This window comes from Pseudomonas sp. ADAK7, assembly GCF_012935675.1.
Taxonomy (GTDB): Bacteria; Pseudomonadota; Gammaproteobacteria; order Pseudomonadales; family Pseudomonadaceae; genus Aquipseudomonas.
Genome location: NZ_CP052861.1, coordinates 356,799 through 377,851, shown reverse-complemented (window position 1 = coordinate 377,851; position 21,053 = coordinate 356,799). Strand labels below are relative to the sequence as shown.

Sequence of the window (21,053 nt, the reverse complement as noted above, 5' to 3'; positions counted from 1 at the left end):
GACATGTGCTCACAATGACGGTCGCCGATTCCTCCAGCGTTCAGAACCTCTACCTCGCTCATCACCGCTGGTTGCATGAGTTGTTGCGTCGACGCTTGAATAACGCCTTCGATGCCGCAGACCTGGCGCATGACACGTTTATCCGGGTGCTCAAACGTCCGCCGGCGTTCGACTGCGAAAGCCGTGAGCGCTCCTACCTGGCGACCATCGCCCGGGGCTTGTGCATCGATCACTGGCGCCGCCGTCAGTTGGAACAGGCCTGGCTCGAGACCCTGGCCGCGCGTCCGCAAGCCGTGCAACCCTCGCCGGAGCAACGGGCGATCATCGTCGAAACCCTCTACGAAGTGGACGCCATGCTGCAACGGCTGCCCGCGCGGGTGCGCGATGCGTTCATTCTGGCCCAAGTGCATGGCCTGCCTTACCGCGCCATCGCCGAGGAAATCGGTGTGTGCGAACGCATGGTGAAGAAGTACCTGGCCCAGGCATTGATGCATTGCGCGATGCTGGAGGCCGAGCTCGACGGCCTGCTGATCGAGTAACCCATGCCCCGCCCTTCCCCGAACAGCATCAGCCACGCCAGCCTCGAACAGGCGGCGCAATGGTATGTGCAACTGCACGATCAACAGACCGGCGAACAGGACCGCGAACGCTGGCAAGCCTGGCTGGCGCAAAGCGGCGAACACCAGCAAGCCTGGGGCTACGTGGAGCGCGTCGGCCAACGCTTCGCGACCCTGCAAGATGACCAGCAACACGCCGCCGGGCAGGTGTTGCGCAACACCGCTCGCTCACCGATCAGCCGCCGCCAAACGGTCAAGAGCTTGCTTATCCTGGCGTCGGGCAGCCTGTTGGGCTGGGGCGCCTGGCGCCAGACTTCGCTCCCGGACACGCTGGGCCGCTGGACCGCCGACCTCGCCACCGGCACCGGCGAAACCCGGGAAAGCCTGCTCAGCGATGGCAGCCGGATCTGGCTCAATGCCCTGAGCGCGCTCAACGTACGCTTCGACGGCGCGCAACGCCTGTTGCTACTGCGTTGCGGAGAAGTGTTGATCGACACCGCCAAGGACAGTCGTCGACCGTTCCTGGTGCAGACCGAGCAAGGCCAGATGCGTGCGCTGGGTACGCGCTTCAGCGTGCGTCAGGAAGAACAGCGCACGTTGCTCAACGTCTACGAAGGCGCGGTCGAAGTCCGCACCGTGCACGGTCAGGTGCAGATCGTCGACGCCGGGCAACAACTGGCCTTCACCGAACACCACACGCCTGCGGCCACACCTGCTGCGGCCGGGCGCGAAGCCTGGCGTCGCGGGGTGTTGCTGGCGGACAACCTGCCGCTGGGGCAGTTGATCGAGGAATTGGGGCGCTATCGACCGGGGCATCTGGCGTGCGATCCGGCCATTGCCGGGCTGCCGGTGATGGGCTCGTTCCCGCTCAAGGACACCGATCAGGCCTTGCGCCTGCTGGAAGCGGCGTTGCCGATCCGGGTGCAAAAGACCATGAGCTGGTGGGTCAGCGTCGGCCCGAGGGCATGATTCGCAACGCCCGTTCGTTGGCGCTCGCGCTGGCGGTGAGTCTTGCGCCAGGCATCGCTCCGGCTGCCAATGAACAGCCCGCCAGTCAGAAGCGTCATTACGCGATTGCCGCCGGCTCGCTGGTCAGCGTGCTCAACCGCTTCGCCGAACAGGCCGGGATTTTCCTCGCCGGCCACAACGACCTGGCGGGCGGCAAACGCAGTCCAGGCTTGGAGGGCGACTTCACCGAACAGCAAGCCTTGCAGCGCCTGTTGCAAGGCAGCGGCCTGCAAGCTCAAGCCCAGGCCGGTGGCGGTTATATCCTGCAAGCCGTGCCCGAAGGTTTGCTGGAACTCGATACCACCACTATCGCGGCGCTTGGCTTGGGAGCCATCACCGAAGACACCCACAGCTACACCACCGGCTCGACCTCCTCGGCCACCGGCCTGGCGCTGTCCTTGCGCGACACCCCGCAATCAGTAACGGTCATCACCCGCCAGCAAATGGACGATCAGGGCGGCACCAGCATCGCTGACGTGCTGCGCCGCGCCCCCGGCATCAGCGTGCAGAACTACGACAGCGAGCGCTGGGAGTTTTCCAGCCGGGGCCTGCCGATCACCAATTTCCAGTACGACGGGGTCAATACCGACTACGACGGCGTCTACGATTACGGCACCACCAGCACCGACATGGCGACCTTCGACCGCGTTGAAATCATCAAGGGCGCGACTGGGCTGATGACCGGCTCGGGGGACCCATCGGCCAGCGTCAACCTGATCCGCAAGCGCCCGACCAAGGCCTTCAAGGCCTCGGTCAGTGGTAGCGTCGGTTCGTGGGACAGTTACCGCAGCGAGGGCGACATCGCCGGTCCGCTGACGGACAGCGGCAACGTGCGCGGACGTTTCGTCGGGGTCCATCAGGAGCGCAGTGCCCACGCCGATCACTATCAAAACACCCGGGACATCGCCTACGGCATCCTCGAAGCCGACCTGACCCCGGACACCTTGCTCACCGTCGGTATCGACCAGCAAAACACCCGCTCCCGTGGCGCCAGCTGGACCGGTTTCCCGATGTTCAACAGCGACGGCTCACGGACGAATTTCTCGCGTTCGTTCAACCCGGCCACTGACTGGAGCCGCCGGGATTTCAGCAACCAGACGCTATTCGCTTCGCTGGAACAGCAACTGGCCAACGACTGGACACTCAAGGTCAGCTACGACCGCAAACACCGCCGACACGACACCTTTCTCGGCTCGGCCAGCGGTGGCAACCCGGACCCGGTCAGTGGCGACGGCATGTTCATGTACATGGGCAAATTCAAGGGTGACGAGGTGCAGGACAACCTCGACGTCAATTTCAGCGGCCCGTTCAGCCTGCTTGGGCGCGAACACGAGTTGATCGCCGGGTTCATGGCGATGAACACCCGCCAGGACATTCCGGTTTATGGCTCGGTCTACCCGGCCCTGGAGGGCAGCATTTTCGACTGGCGTGGTGAATTTCCGAAGCCGGACATTCCCCAGGTCGGCCGTGACGATATCGTCCAGCGCCAGACCGGCGCCTACCTCGCCACACGCCTGAGGCCGACCGACGATCTGTCCGTGATCCTCGGCGGGCGGGTCAGTGATTTCAAGGGCAGCGACCACCTCGACTACACCGATACCGACACTCCGGACACCCGCGATCGTTACCGCCAGAGCGGCGTGATCACACCTTATGCCGGGTTGGTCTACGACCTCGATGACACCTACTCGCTGTACACCAGCTACACCAACATCTATCAGCCGCAGATGAGCAAGGACGCCAATCGCCAACTGCTCGATCCCGTGGAAGGCGACGCCTACGAAGCCGGCCTCAAGGCTGAATATTTCGGCGGACGGTTGAACGCTCGTTTTGCGCTGTTCCGCATCGAACAGGACAACCTCGCCGAGTACGTCAGTGGCGTCGATACCGAGTCGGTGTACCGCGCGGTGCAAGGCGCGACCACCAAGGGCTTCGAAGTCGAAGTGGCCGGTGAAGTGCTGGACGGCTGGAAACTCTCGGCCGGCTACACCTACAACCACACCCGCGACGCCCAGGGCGATGACGTCTATGGCTCAGTGCTGAAAACCACTGCGCCAGCGCAAGTGGTGCGGGTGTTCAGTACGTATCGGTTGCCCGGCGCTTGGGACGACCTCACCGTCGGCGGCGGGGTGAACTGGCAGAGCGAATTCTTCGGTAATGTGTTCCAGCCCGACCCCAGCGGCAGCGGCCAAAATGCGCGCATCACCCAGGACAGTTATTACCTGGTGGATGTGATGGCGCGCTACCGCTTCAACGAGCATTTGAGCACCCTGCTCAATGTGAAGAACCTGTTCGACAAGACCTACTACACCGGCCTCGGCAACTTCGGCACCGGGTTTTATGGGGAGCCGCGCAGTGTGCAGCTGACGACCAAGTGGGATTTCTAGCGCCACGCTTCAGGGGATTTTTACGTAGCTGCCGCCGTATTTGCGGTACTCGCCGTAACCCGTCACGACTGCCGCGCCGTTGAGCAACTGCAAGCGCAAGACCGGTCCACCCTGGGCGTCCAGCACGATGGCCAGATTGCCCGCCAGCAACGCCGACTGGTAATGGATTTCGCTCGGTGGATCCTTGAGCTGGGCGTAGTCGATAGTGATATCGACAGTCTCCGGCCCATCATCGATGCCCGGCAGTATCTTCACCGACAGCTGGCTGATTATTCGCTCTACGAAATGGGTCATCCGGTAGTCACCTTCACGCTGATTGCTGGCCACCCCTTCAAGTTTCTGCGGCGCAATCTTGAATTCGGCAAGACGCATGTTGGTGTTGAACGTGCGCTTGGGGCTGCGCCAGGTGCCGGTGTAGTTGCCCTGTTCGTCCGGTTCGCCTTTCAGGGTCCAGTCGCCGGTGATCTGCCCGTCATCGTCCAGTTCATGCAGCAACACACCGCGACCATAAACGTAATCGCCGACCAGCCGGATCGGTTTGCCGCTGCCGGTTTTGCCGTAACGCACTTCACCGATGTATACCTCGCCCTGGATTTGCCACCAGAGTTCGAACGCGATCTTGTCGTTAAGGGTGCCGCGAAACGTCAACGGTGGCTCGGCGTAGGGGCCCGCCAGTGACTGGTGTTCGATCCACTGGCCATCCTTGAGCTCGCGTTCGGTGACGTCCAGGTAGCCCATAGGCATGTAGGGCTTTGCTTGCGTCGGCATCTGCATCGCTTCGATCTTTTCGCTGACCATCACCGGCTCATTGTTCTCGATCTTCCACGTCGCGCTTTGATGCCAGCAGCAGCCTTGTTTCGAACGGGTGTCCAAGCGCTTGGCCACCGGATCAACGCCGAACATGCCCAATTGCTCATCGCGGGTCAGGGAGGAGAACGCCGGGCTGAAGACCAGCGTCAGGCTCGCTGGATCAGACAGGTAGATGTCATAGGAAGGACCGCCATAACCGCCCTCGCTACCGTTGCGTACGGCCAGATCCTGCTGCCCATCGAAATTGAAATCATCGAAGAACAACGCGCTTTGATCGCCATAGGCCGGGGCCTGGTTGATTTCCAGTTCCTGGCTGCCGGGTTTGTAGACGGCAAACGCCGCCGGTGAGTCGATGCGCTGCAACACCTGGCCACTGCTCTTGTCGCGCAAGGTGATCTGCGCCGGCGCGCCTTCGAAGCTCTGGGCGGGAGGCTGCGGGAACAGCACCTCGATGGCATATTTCTGCGCGGGATCGGTGAGGTGATAAGTCAGCGGCGCGGCACTCGCGCCGGCGCTGGCGAGCAGGCAGGCGACAGCCAATAAACGAGGGGCAACCATGATGCTGAGCGTCCTTGCGGCAAATCGGGGCGGCCAGTCTAGCGACAAACGGTGCGGGCTGATATTGCTTAACGACTCTTCGGTCTACGGCACTGCCAACAAAAAATCCGGCATCGCAACGCGCCTTTAATGACGAGAGCTAATACACTCGTACGCTGACCTGCCCAGGACGCCGACGATGAAACACACGGTTGCCAAAGATGCCGACAAAGCCCCGCGCTTCTGGCGCGACGACGCCCTGCCCTTCATCGAAGCCCGGGCCATCGCCGATGGCCGTGAGGTCTGCTACGCCCGGCACTCCCATGAGCATTTTTCCATCGGCGCGATCACCGCCGGGCGCAGTACGTATGTGCATGAGCAGTCGGCATTCGAGGTCAGTGCCGGCACCGTGGTGCTGATGAACCCCGGCGATGTCCACGCCTGCAACCCCATCGACGATCAGCCCTGGTCGTACCTGATGCTCTATGTCGAGACGCCGTGGCTGACCGACTTGCAACATCAATTGGGATTTAGCCAGGACCAGGCATTGCGGCGGTTTTCCATCACCCACTTGCACGACGCGAGTCTGTTTGCGGGCTTGAAGGATCTGTACACCGTATTGGTCGATGAGCAGCAAGACCTGCTATGCAAACACAGCGCCGCGGTAGAGTTTTTCACCGAGGTGCAACAACGCCTCAACCCCACCGACCCGCCATTGCGCGAACCCAATTTCAAACTGGAACGGGCCGCCGACTACATCCGCGACAACTGCACGCAACTGCTCAAGCTGGAAGATATTTGCGCAGCGGCGCAACTGTCGCCGTCCTACCTGATCCGCGCGTTCAAGCAACATTACGGGATGACGCCACACGCGTTTTTGCTCAACCGGCGCATCCAGTTCGCCCGGGACCGGTTACGCAGCGGCAAGTTGATTGCCGATGTAGCGCTGGAGGCCGGGTTTGCCGATCAGGCGCACTTTCAGCGGGTATTCAAACAACATCTGGCGGCGACGCCGGGGCAGTATCGTGGTTAACGGGTTATTGACTGCCCGCTTGAACCCATTGCAACTTCGCCCCACAAGCACATATATAAATACAACTCTCTGCACCCCCACTCCAATCCGATAATTACTGCACGCCAGCCGCTCTTTCATTCGCCCCTCTAACAAGCGAAACATAAAGCCATATAAATAGAATAACTGACTGCCTGATCACTCATTACTATCCGCCTCGTCCCGCGACAACCTTGTTAAGTTCCTGCATCTCTAAAACTCTCAGACAGTTAAAAGCCAACCATGCAAACTCAAGACAATGTATCTGAAAGCTCCGCAAACGGCCGTCAAAAACAGGCAATCATTACAGCGATCAATAACTTCCTCGCTGACGAGACAATCACGGACCTCGGATGGTCATGGGCAAGAATCGCAGTTACCAGCGTGCCCGGCACTGACTTTGATCAGGTTCATCGATCCGCCAGCGTTTACTTATCCATTCTGACCCGGCACCCCGACTTTCTGAAGATCCGGACTTCGCAATCCATACCGGCGCATGCCGTATACCTCGTCGATGAAAGCGGCCGACTGTATTACTCCTGGCCGAATGTCAGTACGTACAACGATCTCACCACCGCTTTTTTTTCGCCCAAGGACATCACGTCGCTTGTCACAGGCATTGCAACTTTCAACGGTGAGCTGAAACTACTGGCGAACATGGCCAAGTTGAGCGGTGGGTGGATCACCACCGGAAACAAAATAGTCGTCAGCCAATGGTTGCGCTTCCATGACTTGTCATTACCCGCCACTGAACAAGACGCCAAAGGGCTGATTGATCTGCTCAACTTCATGACCCTGCCCGAGCCACCACGGTTTGGTAACTATTGGCAACTTCTGGACACGCCAGAGGATTCGCCATTTAGACTCACCGAGAACAACCGCGCCATCATTCGCAAGGTCAACCACTCTTCAAGCGGCGGGAAAACTACCCTGGTGGCACACCTGGGTAAACATTTGCCGGTCGAAATCAAATCGGCAGGATTGCCCACCAGCCCTGAATACCGCTTACAACGATTGATCGAAATAACAGTCGGAGCCTCGGAACAAGGGCAAGCGTACTTCGATGCCCTGGGTTGGTTCACCGACACGACCCAGCCCAAACCGTCGCCAGTATTGATCGAGCAATTGCTGATTGCGGCCATGCTGCTCGATCTCGATCCCGCTCTGGACAGCGCCAACACCACATTTGCCGGCTTCAACCTCTATTCGGCCGAATACTTACTGCTTCAACCATCCGCGGTGCGCAAACGCCTGGAAGACCATCTGTACGATCGTTTTGCTCTTGATCGCACCTTCGCACCGCTGGTCGCGGAACTGGTGCTTGGCGGCATGGCACCTGAATACCTGGTGCGCGGTGTCCCGGCTGAACTGCAACTCGGCACCCCGGGCTGGGTGGTCCTCAGCCAGGCGGTACATTTAGTCGAGTCGCTCGTTCCCGGCGCCTCCCGGGCCATGTCTTATGAGCACCTGCTGGGCTTCGGCCAGGTCTCGGTGCTGACCCCGCAATTACAAGCGCTGCACACCACGCAAGCGGTCGATCCGATCATTACCTGGGCGTTGATGAACGGTCTGATCACACGAGAGGCTGACGGCAGCCTTGGCCAGGCCGCGGTAAAGCGTGGTGTCGAGCAATATAACCAGTATGTCGGCGCCTTATCGGGCGCGATCAGCCAAATTTCTCAGCCGATCCCCAGCCGCAAGGCACTTGCGTTGAAAGAACTGCGATCCATCGTGCCCGACAGCGTCTCTTCCGAACGGCTGGTCAAACACCGTGGCAGCGGAGGCGGTGCCGGCAGGCAAGTCTCCGTATTGGACCTGTATATAGGCGAGGAACTTCATACTCAGGATTGGGGCCGTACAAGGGGCGCCAATATTTACCAGCAATACCCTGGGCTGACAGCGTTGTATCCCGTGGCCAATCTGTATGAAGAGGCCATCCACAATCATTACAACCAGATGACTGCAGGATTAGCGGTCAATATCAAATATGCATTTTCGCAAATGGAGGAAGGACACAGAAAGTTTATTGAACAGGGTCGCCTGGCGATCTATCAGATCAACAAAATCAAGTACTACACTAACTATCGACCCAGTGCCGGCAATGTAATTACTACGCCGCCCCAACAGACCAAACCTGAAGAAGATGCCGCGCGCCATGGCCTCATCATTTTTGCGGTGATCGGCCCCTTGATTCGTTGTTATGAATTATTTCCGATGCGCTTGGAATGTCGATTCCGGCAAGACTTTAGTACAACGGTTGCTTCAAAACTTATCAGCCATTGGATTGATGAAAACTACAGTGAGCGTGAGCTGCTATTGAAAGCGCCGATCGACCTGGATGCCTACGTCAAAAACATAGCCCCGCGTGACGGCATCCATTCCGATGTTTACCTCACGCGAATCGCCGATCTGGAAGAGTCTGGCCACCCTACCCAGTCAACCAATCCGATCCGCTACTTCAACTCCGAGCGACTGGACACCATCAGCCATCTGGTTGCCCGGAACACCCCGATCTTCACTGAAAAGGAGCTGACCCAAATCGGACTTGACCAAACGGAGCGAGAACGGGCGATTGAAAAGACCGACGCGGTGTTCAACGTCATTCTCAACCTGATTATTCCGTTCAAGGAATGCGTGGAGGAGCTTTCCTCGGGTGTGGCTGAACGGCAACGCAATGCCCTCTTTGGTTGCGTCACTGACGTTTTGGTCGTCGCAGTCGCCTTCGCCGCCATCCCGTTGAAAGTGGCCGGCACCGCCGCCAAAGGCGCCTCCCTGACCAGCAAACTGCTGACGGCATCGCGAGTCGGCGCACAAACGGTGGTCAGCCTGTTCAATCCGCTGGACGGCATCCCGCAACTGCTCAAGGGCGGCGCCAAGCTGATAGGCAGGGGCGCACTGAAAGTGGGTCACTTCGCCGCTTCCAGTGCCCATGTCGCCCGCCAGCAGTTGCGATATCTGACTGGCGCCAACTCCTATGACCTGATCAGGGCCATTAACCACACCGGTGCGGCGTCGCAGATTCGCATGAGCCTGGACACCGTGGCCCATGCGCGGGCACTGTTCAGGAGCGACAGCATCACCACCATCGAACAGGTGGTGACCCGTTTGAGCGACAAGAAGCTCCCCTGGCCAAAGAATGCCGACCCCGCGGAACTGCAGCAGCTATTCAATCGTGCCGCTAAAGAAGCGGCGCTCCAAAACCCGCAGGTACGACATCTGGGGTCATTGATCGGTCAAGCGGCATTGGATGATGTGCTGACCACCTACATGGCCAGCAAGCCCATCAGCTACACCAATACGCTTCACTCAGCACAAAGCTATTCCGACACGTTGTCGATTGTTGCAGAACTCGAAACGAAAAAAGTCACCTACATGAAGAACTACCAGGAAAACGTACTGAAGCTGGATCTGGGTAAGGCTCCTTACAACGATGTGATGCCGGAATCCTTATTCAATCCGCAGGGCTATACCGACCCGGCACTACGAGCTGGCGCCTGGATGTTGAATGGTTCCACATCCAATAATGACTTCGACGCTATCGTTTCGGTATTGCGCGAATATGCGAGCAGCAACAAATCCCTGACCGATCCGGGCGTCATCAAAGAGCTGCACAGCCGACTGGTGCCCGACCTCGCGGGCTCCATACGCGAAGCCGGGGCACCAACGAAATATGGCAGTAGCATCACCGGTTTTTCATTGATGGAACAGCATCTGAAAACGTTGAACTCCGCTCATCCGCATTTTGACAAACACTTGCTCGCGACCGTTGTAGGTTTCCAAGGCTTCGGTGATGGCAATGGCCGAACCGCCAGTGCGCTGTTCGCCATCAGTCAATTGAGGACCGGCCAATTCAAGCCAATGCCAAAAGAAGTATTCAATTTGCTGAGCGGCATGGCCTGATATTTGTCGCCTGATTCCCTGCCAACCAATCCGTGCCCCGCTTGACGGGGTACGGATCTTTTCTGCGCGATTCAGGGATACAACAAATACACCGCACTCCCCGCCAGCAGCAACGCCATGCTCCGATTGAACAGACGCATCCCTGCCGGGTGACTCAAGTAACCGCGCAAAAAAGTCCCGGCATACACCCAACAGCCGACCGACAGATAACAAATCACCAGATACACCGCTGCAAATTGCCAGACCAGCCGCGCCTCGCCATCGGCGACAAACGCGCCCATGCCCGCGACACAGGCCAGCCAGGCTTTCGGGTTGAGCCACTGCATCACCGCGCCGTAGAGCATCGACGGTGCCCTTGCCGATTCCCTGGCATCCAGCCGCCCGTCATCGGTCGCCAGTTTGAATGCCATGAACAACAGAAACGCCACCCCCGCCCATTGCACCACGCGCGTCAGCATCGGCCATACGCGCAACAGCTCATGCAGTCCGAGCCCCATCAACACCAGCAGCAAGACAAAACCCAGCGTTGCCCCAGCCACATGCCGTTGACTGGCACGAAATCCAAACTGTGCGCCGGCGCTCAACGCCACAATATTCACCGGCCCCGGGGTTATCGAAGCGACCAATGCAAACGCCGCCATGGACATCATCAGACTCATCACAGACCTTCTTCAATTGAGTGGGAACAGCGCTCAAGGTAAAGAGCGCCCGCCCCCACGTATTGAAGAAAACTGCCTAATCGTCCTCATGCAATTTGATGCCACGGGCATGCAGCAGGTGCGGCACTACCAGCACCAGCAGGGTCAACGCGAGGAACGCGGCGGAGATCGGTTGGGTCAGAAAAATCGTCCAGTCGCCTTCGCTGATGGATAACGCATTACGCAGCTGCTTCTCGGCCATCGGCCCCAGCAACATGCCGACGATCACCGGGGCGACGGGAAAGTCGAAACGCCGCATCAACACCCCGCCCCAGCCGATGGCCAGCATCAGCAGCAGGTCGAAGGAAGAATGGCGCATGCCGTACACGCCAATGGTGGCAAACACCAGGATGCCGGCGTTCAGGTAAGGCCGAGGGATTTGCAGCAACTTGACCCACAGCCCCACCAGCGGCAGGTTCAACACCAGCAGGATGACGTTGCCGATGTACAACGAGGCCACCAGGGTCCAGACCAGTTCCCCCGAGGTCTGAAATAGCATCGGCCCCGGTTGCAGGTTGTAGTTCTGGAAGGCCGCTAACAGGATCGCAGCGGTGGCGGAAGTGGGGATGCCGAGTGTCAGCAGTGGCACCAATGAACCGGTCGCGCTCGCGTTGTTCGCGGCCTCGGGCCCGGCGACGCCCTCGATAGCGCCCTCGCCCTTGCTGCCGGCAAATTCTTTCGGGTACTTGCTCAGTTTGCGTTCGGCGGAATACGACAGGAACGTCGGAATTTCCGCGCCACCGGCCGGAATCGAACCGAAGGGAAAACCGATCAGGGTGCCGCGCAACCAGGCCGGGATCGAGCGTTTCCAGTCGGCGCGGGTCATCCACAGCGAGGTCAAGCGGTGCCGACTTGCCGTCTCCTCTTTCTGATAGAGCAGGCTGTACAACGCCTCGCCCACGGCAAACAAACCGACGGCCACCAGCACCACTTCGATGCCATCGACCAATTCCGGCACGCCCAAGGTGTAGCGGGCAATGCCCGAGGTCGCGTCGAGGCCGATCAAACCCACCATCAGGCCGATCCCCAGCGAGGCGAACCCGCGCAGCATCGAGGCGCCGAGCACTGCCGACACCGTGGTGAAGGACAACACCAGAATCGCGAAATACTCCGCGGGGCCAAACTTCAGTGCCAGGGTGGCCACGAGAGGCGCAAACAGAGTCAGCAAAATCGTGGCGATGGTACCCGCCACAAATGAGCCAATCGCAGCGGTGGCCAGCGCGGGCCCGGCCCGGCCGTTGCGGGCCATGAGGTTGCCTTCAAGCGCCGTGACCATCGACGACGATTCGCCAGGCGTGTTGAGCAGGATCGATGTGGTTGAGCCGCCAAACTGCGCGCCGTAATAGATCCCGGCAAACATGATCAGCGCTCCGGTCGGATCGACCTTGGCGGTGATCGGCAGCAGCAACGCCACGGTCAGCGCCGGGCCGATCCCCGGCAGGACACCGATCGCGGTGCCGAGCAAACAACCGATAAAGCCCCACATCAGGTTGATCGGTGTCAGCGCGGCGGAAAATCCGATGGCTAGGCTTGCGAGAATGTCCACCTTGTCGACCTCCTTCGGCCCGGATCAGATCCAGGCGTTGATCAAGGGCGGCAGGGAGACCCCAAGCCCGGCGTTGAACAGCCAGTAAATCGGCAGCGTCAGGGCAATCCCGATGGCCAGGTCGCGTAGCGGCCGGCGACTGCCGAAGCCCCGGGCCGAACAGGCAAACAGCAACCCGGCCGCCAGGACGAAGCCGATGAGGTTAATCAGCACGGCCACCGCCACCAGCCCGCCGGTGACCCAGGCCGCACCGAATTTGCCGCCGGGAATGACCTTGGCACTGTCGTCATCGTGGTCGGCCAGTTCGCGAAAGCCACCGCTCAGCGCTTGATAACTCAGCAACAGGCCGACGACCCCGAGAAACGCCGCCAACGCGTAGGGATACACGTGGGCACCGAGGATGACGAACCCCATCTCCTCTGGAAACCGGAAGGCGCCGACCGCCAACACGACGCTGATGACCATCACACCGACGCCAATCGCCAGTTGCGCCGGGACAATAGTGCGCGACGCGGTCATTTCGAAATCAGCCCGACCTCGACCAGCATCGCCCGCAGTCGCACGTGTTCTTCGTCGACGAACTTGCCGAAGTCATCCCCGGTCAGGATGCTCGGCGACCAGGCATTGATGGCGACATTGTCTTGCCAGCCTTTGGTCTTGGCGGCGGCCAGCACGGCGCCGGTCACTTCCTGGCGCTGCTCGGGCGTGAGGTTGGCCGCGCCGTACACGCCGCGCCAATTGCCGATAATCACGTCGTAGCCCTTCTCTTTCAGCGTTGGGGCATCGATGCCTTCAACGCGTGCGGGCGCGCCGATGGCGAGTACCCGGAACTGGCCGTTCTTGATGTATTGCCCCAGTTCGGCATAACCCCCGGTGATCACCTTGATCTGGCCGCCCAAGACCTGGGCCACCACTTCCCCGCCACCGGCGAAGGCGACGTAATTGACCTTGTTCACCGGGATGTCCATTTTGCCGGCCAGGTCGGCGATGCCGATGTGATCGATCGACCCTTTGGAACCACCGCCCCAAGTGATGCTGGAGGGCTTTTCCTTAAAGGCTTTGAGCAAGTCTTCCAGGGTCTTGAACTCGGACTCCTTGCGCACGGCAATCACGTTGTATTCGGTAAACAGCCGGGCAATCGGCGTGACATCCTTCAAGGTGATTTGCGGCTTGTTCTGCTCAATGCCAGCGACCATGATCGCACCGACCACCAGCAACGCATTCGGATCGCCCTTGGTGCTGTTGGCAAACTGCGCCAACCCCAACGTCCCGCCGGCCCCGCCCTTGTTCTCGAAGGTGACGGATTTGGCTGCTTTGGCTTCGATCAAGGCTTTGCCCAGATCCCGAGCCGTTTGGTCGTAGCCGCCACCCACGGATCCGGGGGCCATGAACTTGACGGTGTCCAGCGCAAAGACCGATGTCGTGAGCGCAGCCGATGTAATGGCGACAGCGATGGCGCGGGTGATTCGACGGAACATGGCCTGCATGGTGATCTCCCTCTATTGTTTTTGTGGGGATGGCGGTGGAATCTCGCTCAGGAGCAAGCCCTGCTCACTGAACATGCGTCTGTGGACAGCGTAGGTCATGGATTGGGTTTTTGGCGTGAAGGCCAAGTGTACGGTGACTTGCGTCCATCACTGTATGGCCAAAACCCCCTTCCATCCGTGATAAAAAAGGACTCCCGGATCAGGAGCCCGCACCATGGACCTCGCCACCCTCACCCTGTTTGTCCCGGCCTGTTTTGCCCTGAACATGGCCCCCGGCCCGAACAATCTGCTGTCCGTCAGCAACTCCACCCGCTACGGCTATCGCCGCGCCTGTTTGGCTGGGGTCGGGCGTTTGCTGGCGTTTGCCGGGATGATCGCCCTCGCCTCGGCCGGGCTGGCGGTGGTACTGCAAACGTCGGAACTGTTGTTCTACGGGATCAAGATTCTGGGGGCGGCGTATTTGTTCTATCTCGCCTGGCAATTGTGGCGGGCCGATCCCGGCGCACAAAACGCAGTGGCGGGTGCGCCGGTGGGGATGCTGGCGTTGGCGCGCCAGGAGTTTCTGGTGGCGGCGGGTAATCCGAAAGCGATCCTGATCTTTACCGCGTTTCTCCCGCAATTCGTCGACCCGACGCGAGCGATCACACCGCAATTCGCCGTGCTCGGCGCACTGTTCCTGATGCTGGAATGGGTCGCCATCAGCGCCTATGCCTACATGGGCTTGCACATGCGTCGCTGGTTCGCCGAACCGCGAGGCAAGCGGATCTTCAACCGTTGCTGCGCGGGGTTGTTGTCGGCGGCGGCTTCGGTGTTGTTGATGGCGCGCAGGGCCTGAACTCCCGCGATCCATGTAGGGTCGTCGAATGGAATTGCCAGTCAAGGTGCACTACCTTGTATTTGTAGCGCCTTCGTTTCGCCATCCTGTTCTGGTTGAGAGGTGGAATTCATGAACAACATCATCTACATCGTCGGGGTCGTTGTGATTGTCGTGGTGGTCCTGTCGTTCCTCGGGTTTGCATAGATTTTTCGGCACCCAGGAACTCGCCCCGGCTCCTGCTGCACAGCCACGAACACGAGCACACGCCGCTGCACCATAGTCATGCGCACTTTCCGGAGATCCATCATCGGCACCGGCATTAGCGTGATGAATTCTCTGTCGATTTTCCGGTGGAGGCGTCGGCAGACCGGCCTTATGCTCACCCCATGAACCTACAAAACGCTGTGCTGCCCCCCCACGCCGAGATGGTTCGCGCCATGCTCGAACGAGACACCGCCTACGAGGGGGTGTTCTTTACCGCGGTCAAGACCACCGGGATTTTCTGCCGTCCCAGTTGCACGGCGCGCAAACCCAAGCCGGAGAATGTCGAGTTCTTTGCCCATGCCGATGAGTGCATGTCCGCCGGCTACCGCGCCTGCCTGCGCTGCAAACCGCTGGACGCGGCAGCCATTGCCCCGGAGTGGGTGCAGCGTTTGCTCAAATTGGTCGACGCCGAACCGGACCAGCGCTGGACCGACACCCAGCTGCAAGCCGAGGGCATCGAGCCGCTGAAGTTGCGGCGCTGGTTCAAGCAGCATTTCGGCATGACTTTCCACGCCTGGCTGCGTACCCGGCGCCTTGGGATGGCGTTGGGCGGCATCAAGCAAGGCGAATCCATCGACAATGTCGCCTTTGATTCCGGCTACGAATCCCTGAGCGGTTTTCGCGACGCCTTTCAGAAGTCCTTCCACATCACCCCGGGTCGCGCCGCCAACAGTGAGCCGCTGCTGTTCACCCGGCTGACCACGCCGCTGGGGCCGATGATCGCCATGGCCGAGCGGCGCGGCTTGGTGCTGTTGGAGTTTCTTGATCGCCCGGCGCTGACCAGGGAAGTCGAAGAACTGCAAAACCGTTACGGCTACGTCGTGGCGCCGGGACACAACGGTCACTTGAAGCAAATCGAGACCGAGCTGGCGCAGTATTTCGCTGGGCAACTGACCGAATTCACGGTGCCGTTGCACCTGCCGGGCAGCGAATTCGCCCGGCAAGTCTGGGCCGAACTGGCGCTGATCCCCTACGGCCACACCAGCACCTATGGCGCCATCGCCGCGCTACTGGGCAAACCCGGTGCCAGTCGTGCCGTCGGACTGGCCAACGGGCATAACCGCTTGGCGATTGTGCTGCCCTGTCATCGGGTGATTGGCGCGGATGGCTCGCTGACTGGCTATGGTGGCGGACAACCGCGCAAGGCGTTTCTGCTGCGGCTGGAAAAGGCAGCGATGCAGATCACACAACAATTGGCGTTCTGATCATTTCATAGGGAAGGCAATTCGATGGAAGCGTTCGACCAACAGTTCCACAGGCTGCATCAGGACGGCCTGCTGATCCTCACCAACGTCGCCGACGCCACCGGGGCGCGGCTGGTGGAACAACTGGGCAGCAAAGCCGTGGCCACCAGCAGCGCGGCGGTGGCCTGGGCCCATGGTTATCAGGACGGCAACAGCCTGCCCCTCGAACGGCTGGTGGCGACGGTCGAGTCCATCGCCCGAATCATTAGCGTGCCATTGACCGTGGACATCGAGGCCGGCTATTCCGACGACCTGGCGCGGGTCGCCGAAGTCATCGACGCGGTGATCGCCGCCGGTACCGTCGGCATCAATATCGAGGACGGCGCATCGCCGCCGGAGCTGTTGGCGCGCAAGATCGAAGTCGCCCGCGAGGTCGCCGAGCGCCGGGGCGTGAAATTGTTTATCAATGCCCGCACCGACGTGTACCTCAAGGGCCTGGTCCCCGCCGAAGATCGCGTCGCCGAAACGCTCAAGCGCGCGGCGCTGTATCAGGCGGCCGGCGCCGATGGGTTGTTCGCCGCGGGCGTAACCGCGGAGTACGAGATCGGCGCAATCTGCCGTGGCACGCCCCTGCCGGTGAACGTACTGGGCAATGCCAGCCTGCCATCGCCCGACGAGCTGAAAACCCTCGGGGTACGGCGGTTGAGCGCCGGCTCCGGCATTGCCGAATTCCTCTATGGCGCAATGAGCGTCTTGGCGAAAAGCTTTCTGGAGACCGGCAAGCTCGATAGCCATGACCTGAAGGCGCTCACCTATGGCGAAGTGAACGCCCTGCTCAAAAAACCCTGACCGCCATGCCTGACATCTATCAGTCTGCCAGTACCTTTCTAGCGTCTATCGATGACGACTGGCAACGCCATATCGCCGCCATCGGCCCGTGCCTGCATCAGCCCCATCCGGCGCGTGATCCTTATGAGTCGCTGGTGCGGGCGATTGCCTATCAGCAACTGCATGCCAGGGCCGGGGACGCGATTGTCGGGCGGCTATTGGGGTTATTTGGTTCCAGCGCGTTCCCCAGGCCGGAGCAGATTCTGGCAACAGACTTTGATCAGATGCGCAGTTGCGGGTTTTCCGCGAGCAAGATCGCAACCATCCAGGGCATCGCCCAGGCGACGCTGGACGGTGTGGTGCCGGATTACGCCACGGCACTGGCCATGGATGATGAAGCGCTGATCGAGCGCTTGATTACCTTGCGCGGGGTGGGCCGCTGGACCGTGGAAATGTTGCTGATCTACAGCCTGGAGCGGCCCGATATTTTGCCGGCGGATGACTTTGGTGTACGTGAAGGGTATCGGCGGATGAAGGGGTTGGAGGTGCAGCCTACGCGCAGGCAGATGATTGAGATTGGACTTGAGTGGAGCCCGTTTCGGACGGTGGCGGCGTGGTATTTGTGGCGGGTGCCTAACCGTTAGACCGCGTTATCGTTCTTCGCGAGCAAGCTTTGCTCCTACAGTTCCACACCCCGAGCAAAGCTTGCTCGCGATGACGTCAGCCCATTCGATACACCTTCAAAAGCCCATCACAACCCCGACTTCAACCGACTGAACGCCCGAATCAGCGCCCGGTTAAACGCCTTGCCATTATCATTCTTGCTGTACAACGAAGCCCGCACCTGTTCCGACGGATAGGTCCCCGGATCATTGCGAATTGCCGGATCAATCAAGCTATCCGCCGCCGTAATCGCGTTGGCGTAGTGAATGGTGTCGGTGATCGGCGCAATCACCTGCGGTGTCATCAGGTAATCCATCAACGCCAGCCCCGCCTGGGGATGCGGCGCGTCCTTGGGAATGACCATCGCATCGAACCAGATCAACGTGCCCTCCTTGGGTATCCGGTAACTCAGCTTGAACGGTTTGTTCGCAGCCGTAGCCTGGCCGGCGGCGATGGCGACGTTGCCGTTCCAGGACATCGCCACGCAGGTGTTACCGTTGGCCAGGTCGCTGATGTTCAGGTCGTTGTCGAAGTAGCGGATGTAGGGCCGGATCTTCGCCAATTGCTGCTCGGCGAGTTTCAGGTCATCCAGGCTCTGGCGGTTGATGTCCAGGCCCATGTACTTCATCACCGCTGCAAACACTTCGTTGGGATCGTTGAGCAGGCTGACCCCGCAGTCGGCGAATTTCGCCACCACTGCCGGATCGAACAACATTGCCCAACTGTCCCGTGGCGCGTCGGGCAGGCGCTGCTTGACCGCCTCCTCCTGATAGCCAACGCCGGTGGTGCCCCAGGCGTAGATCCCGGCGTAGCGGTTGCCCGGATCGAACACTGCCATGTGCTGGCGAAACTCCTCGCCGACGCCGGCAAAATGCGGCAGTTGCTGTTTGTCCACGGTTTGGATCGCGCCGCTCTGGATCGCCCGGGACAGATGCTGCCCCGCCGTCAGCACCAGGTCATAGCCGCTGCGACCGGTGAGCAGTTTGGTCTCGACGGTTTCCAGGGAATCGAAGTGATCGGCGACCACATGAATACCGGTCTGTTTCTCGAAATTGCTCAGGGTGTCCGGGGCCAGGTACTCGCCCCAGATGTACAGATTTACCACCGGTTTATCGGAGTCGGCGGCCTGCACACACAGGGGTGCAAGCACCAGCAATAACGCTTGAGTCAGTTTGTGCAGGCTCACGATCACACTCCTTTGCCGGCGTATTGCGGCATGGTGATACAGGCGACGTTGCCGCCGCCGAGGAGGATTTCCCGGGAGTTTTCGATGCCGACGATTTTGTGTTGCGGGAACAGTTCGGCGAGGGTGGCTAACGCGGCCTGATCCTGACGATCACCGAACAACGGCACCACAATCGAGCGGTTGCCTGCGTAGTAGTTGATGTACGACGCGCAGATCTTCGTGCCGGCCTGACGGGTGTGGGTGCTGTCCTGCTGATCCAGGCCCTCGGCTTCTTCAGCGGTCCATTCCAGCACGTTCGGTTGCGGCAACTTGTGCACGATCAACTCGCGGCCACGGCTGTCGCGGGTGCTGCGCAGGATGTCGTAGGCCTCCTGGTAGATTTCCCATTGCGGGTCATCGCGGTTGTCGGTCCATTGCAGCACCACTTCGCCGGGCCGGACGAAGCACGCAAGGTCATCGACGTGGCCGTCGGTTTCGTCGAACTTGCAGCCCCGGGGCAGCCAGATGATTTGCTCGGCGCCGAGGTAATCGCTCAGGCGGCGGGTGACTTCCTCTTTGCCCAGATGCTGGTTGCGATTGCGGTTGAGCAGGCATTGTTCGGTGGTGAGGATGCTGCCCTGGCCGTCGCTCTGGATGCCGCCGAGTTCGGCAATCAATGGCGCGCGGTAACGGTCGAAGCGTTCGATTTCGAGGATCTTGCTGGCGATCTGATCGTCCTTGTCCCACGGGTAGTACAAGCCGCCGTCGAGGCCGCCATACGCGTTGAATTCGAAATCCACGCCGCGCACTTCACCGCTGGCGTCGTTGACCACAAAGCACGGACCACTGTCGCGAAACCAGGTGTCGTTGCAGGTCATCTCGACCACTCGCACCTGTGGCGGCAACTGCCGGCGGGCGGTGGCGAACTGTGCAGCGGAGGCACACACGGTCACCGGTTCGCTCTGGGAAATCGCGGTAACGATCTGCACCCAGACTTTCTGCGCCGGCTTGGCGCCGTTGCGCCACACGTCGGTGCGCTCCGGCCAGCCGAGCCAGCAGCCGGACTTGGCTTCGAACTCGCCGGGCAGACGGAAGCCGTCTTGTTTTGGGGTGGAATCGAGCAAACGTGCCATGGGCAAACCTCATCAGCGGGGATTGGAATGACCACAGGCTAAGGTCGCCAGCGCCCTCCTCGCCAACGATGATTATTTCGGAACAGTTGAATTCAACTCATCAATCGACCAGTTGATCGTTGAACCATTCGAGCATCTGCGCCACCGCCGGACGCTCCAGGCGAACACGTTCACAGACCAGCGCGTATTGGCCCAGCGCGGTGATGTTGGCCGCGAACGGCCGCACCAGCCGACCGCTGAGCAAGTCTTCCTGCGCCGTGAGGTTGTCGCCCATGGCCACGCCCTGCCCTTGCGCCGCCGCTTCCAGCGCCAACCCGGCGTGGGCGAAATACAGCTGCCGTTCCGGACGCGGGTCGCCGGCATGGCTGGTGAGCCAGGCGGTCCAGGTCTTGCCGTCCTGATCGTCGTGCAGCAGGCAATGGCGCGCCAGGTCTTTCGGGGTTTTCAGCGTGCCCTGGTTGAACAGGCCGGGGCTGCACACCGGGAAAAACTGTAACGCCGGCAAGGGCCGAACGAAGAACGCGCTGCTGTCCACCGGACCGGTGCCGTAGGTGATCGCCAGGTCGATATCTTCCCCTGGCGCGGTGGCGTCGATCGGTTGCTCGTAAAGGTGCAAGGTGATGTGCGGGTAGCGCACGTAAAAATCCGTGAGGCGACTCATCAGCCACTTCTGCGCCAGCTCGGCGGTGACCGCCAGACGCAGCACCGCCAGCGATGACGGATCGCGCAGCTCGTCACAGGCCTCGCCGATCAGTTCGAAGGCTTGTTGCAAGCTTTGCATCAGGCGCCCGGCGGCCATGGTCGGGCGAATCTGCCGGCCTTCGCGGATAAACAGCGACACGCCCAGTTGCTCTTCGAGCTGGCGGATTTGATGGCTGACGGCGCTGTCGGTCACGCACAACTCGGCGGCGGCCCGACCGAAATGGGCGTGGCGGGCGGCGCATTCGAAGGTTTTGAGTGCGGCCAGGGAAGGTAGACGTCGCATGAGTGGAGCCTCGATTTCGAGGGGCCCATGCTG

17 protein-coding genes are annotated in these 21,053 nt (G+C 60.5%); 9 read left to right on the top strand and 8 right to left on the bottom strand.

Translation table 11 applies throughout. From position 1 onward, the window contains the following. The first annotated feature begins 14 nt into the window (after positions 1-14). The 3 genes from HKK53_RS01835 to HKK53_RS01825 are packed head-to-tail and all read left to right on the top strand — an operon-like array spanning position 15 to position 3,952. Positions 15-539: a sigma-70 family RNA polymerase sigma factor gene (locus HKK53_RS01835; RefSeq protein ID WP_169369068.1), complete on the top strand. Its 525-nt coding sequence runs from the start codon at positions 15-17 to the stop codon at positions 537-539. A gap of 3 nt (positions 540-542) precedes the next feature. Beyond that, positions 543-1,526, top strand: coding sequence for a FecR domain-containing protein (locus HKK53_RS01830; protein ID WP_169369067.1), 984 nt, complete (start codon positions 543-545; stop codon positions 1,524-1,526). Next, positions 1,523-3,952: a TonB-dependent siderophore receptor gene (locus tag HKK53_RS01825; protein WP_169369066.1), complete on the top strand. Its 2,430-nt coding sequence runs from the start codon at positions 1,523-1,525 to the stop codon at positions 3,950-3,952. Before HKK53_RS01830 ends, HKK53_RS01825 begins: the two co-directional genes overlap by 4 nt. Positions 3,953-3,961: 9 nt before the next feature. On the opposite strand, the gene HKK53_RS01820 is transcribed toward HKK53_RS01825, so the two are convergent. Then, entirely contained in the window at positions 3,962-5,320 is a 1,359-nt protein-coding gene (locus tag HKK53_RS01820; RefSeq protein ID WP_169369065.1) for an XAC2610-related protein, read from the bottom strand. Positions 5,321-5,498: 178 nt separating this feature from the next. Here HKK53_RS01820 and HKK53_RS01815 point away from each other — a divergent pair, with 178 nt between their 5' ends. Beyond that, a complete protein-coding gene (locus HKK53_RS01815) occupies positions 5,499-6,332 on the top strand; it encodes a helix-turn-helix transcriptional regulator (protein ID WP_169369064.1) in 834 nt (277 codons plus the stop codon). 261 nt (positions 6,333-6,593) lie between these two features. Continuing rightward, entirely contained in the window at positions 6,594-10,250 is a 3,657-nt protein-coding gene (locus HKK53_RS01810; protein ID WP_169369063.1) for a hypothetical protein, read from the top strand. A 71-nt stretch (positions 10,251-10,321) separates the two neighbouring features. Here the strand turns inward: HKK53_RS01810 and HKK53_RS01805 are convergent, their stop codons facing one another. The 4 genes from HKK53_RS01805 to HKK53_RS01790 all read right to left on the bottom strand — a co-directional run bounded on the left by HKK53_RS01805 (position 10,322) and on the right by HKK53_RS01790 (position 13,981). Beyond that, a complete protein-coding gene (locus HKK53_RS01805; RefSeq protein WP_169369062.1) occupies positions 10,322-10,909 on the bottom strand; it encodes a LysE family translocator in 588 nt (195 codons plus the stop codon). 76 nt (positions 10,910-10,985) lie between these two features. Continuing rightward, on the bottom strand, positions 10,986-12,494 hold the full coding sequence (locus HKK53_RS01800; protein ID WP_169369061.1) for a tripartite tricarboxylate transporter permease: 1,509 nt from the start codon (positions 12,492-12,494) through the stop codon (positions 10,986-10,988). 24 nt (positions 12,495-12,518) lie between these two features. After that, on the bottom strand, positions 12,519-13,013 hold the full coding sequence (locus HKK53_RS01795) for a tripartite tricarboxylate transporter TctB family protein (RefSeq protein WP_169369060.1): 495 nt from the start codon (positions 13,011-13,013) through the stop codon (positions 12,519-12,521). After that, entirely contained in the window at positions 13,010-13,981 is a 972-nt protein-coding gene (locus HKK53_RS01790; protein WP_169369059.1) for a Bug family tripartite tricarboxylate transporter substrate binding protein, read from the bottom strand. Before HKK53_RS01790 ends, HKK53_RS01795 begins: the two co-directional genes overlap by 4 nt. Positions 13,982-14,195: 214 nt before the next feature. Here HKK53_RS01790 and HKK53_RS01785 point away from each other — a divergent pair, with 214 nt between their 5' ends. The 4 genes from HKK53_RS01785 to HKK53_RS01770 all read left to right on the top strand — a co-directional run bounded on the left by HKK53_RS01785 (position 14,196) and on the right by HKK53_RS01770 (position 17,718). Next, a complete protein-coding gene (locus HKK53_RS01785; protein WP_169369058.1) occupies positions 14,196-14,816 on the top strand; it encodes a LysE family translocator in 621 nt (206 codons plus the stop codon). 368 nt (positions 14,817-15,184) lie between these two features. Beyond that, positions 15,185-16,267 carry a bifunctional transcriptional activator/DNA repair enzyme AdaA gene (locus HKK53_RS01780; RefSeq protein WP_169369057.1) on the top strand — a complete coding sequence of 361 codons (1,083 nt, stop codon included), beginning with the start codon at positions 15,185-15,187 and terminating at the stop codon, positions 16,265-16,267. 24 nt (positions 16,268-16,291) lie between these two features. Further along, on the top strand, positions 16,292-17,095 hold the full coding sequence (locus HKK53_RS01775) for an isocitrate lyase/PEP mutase family protein (protein WP_169369056.1): 804 nt from the start codon (positions 16,292-16,294) through the stop codon (positions 17,093-17,095). A 5-nt stretch (positions 17,096-17,100) separates the two neighbouring features. After that, positions 17,101-17,718 carry a DNA-3-methyladenine glycosylase family protein gene (locus tag HKK53_RS01770; protein ID WP_169369055.1) on the top strand — a complete coding sequence of 206 codons (618 nt, stop codon included), beginning with the start codon at positions 17,101-17,103 and terminating at the stop codon, positions 17,716-17,718. A 107-nt stretch (positions 17,719-17,825) separates the two neighbouring features. On the opposite strand, the gene HKK53_RS01765 is transcribed toward HKK53_RS01770, so the two are convergent. The 3 genes from HKK53_RS01765 to HKK53_RS01755 form a co-directional block, all read right to left on the bottom strand. Beyond that, the gene (locus tag HKK53_RS01765; RefSeq protein ID WP_169369054.1) at positions 17,826-18,923 is read right to left on the bottom strand and encodes an extracellular solute-binding protein; all 1,098 of its coding nucleotides are present in this window, start codon (positions 18,921-18,923) and stop codon (positions 17,826-17,828) included. A 2-nt stretch (positions 18,924-18,925) separates the two neighbouring features. Further along, positions 18,926-20,035 carry an agmatine deiminase gene (gene aguA / locus HKK53_RS01760; RefSeq protein ID WP_169369053.1) on the bottom strand — a complete coding sequence of 370 codons (1,110 nt, stop codon included), beginning with the start codon at positions 20,033-20,035 and terminating at the stop codon, positions 18,926-18,928. Between the two features lie 100 nt (positions 20,036-20,135). Further along, the gene (locus HKK53_RS01755) at positions 20,136-21,020 is read right to left on the bottom strand and encodes a LysR substrate-binding domain-containing protein (RefSeq protein ID WP_169369052.1); all 885 of its coding nucleotides are present in this window, start codon (positions 21,018-21,020) and stop codon (positions 20,136-20,138) included. Positions 21,021-21,053: the final 33 nt, after the last annotated feature.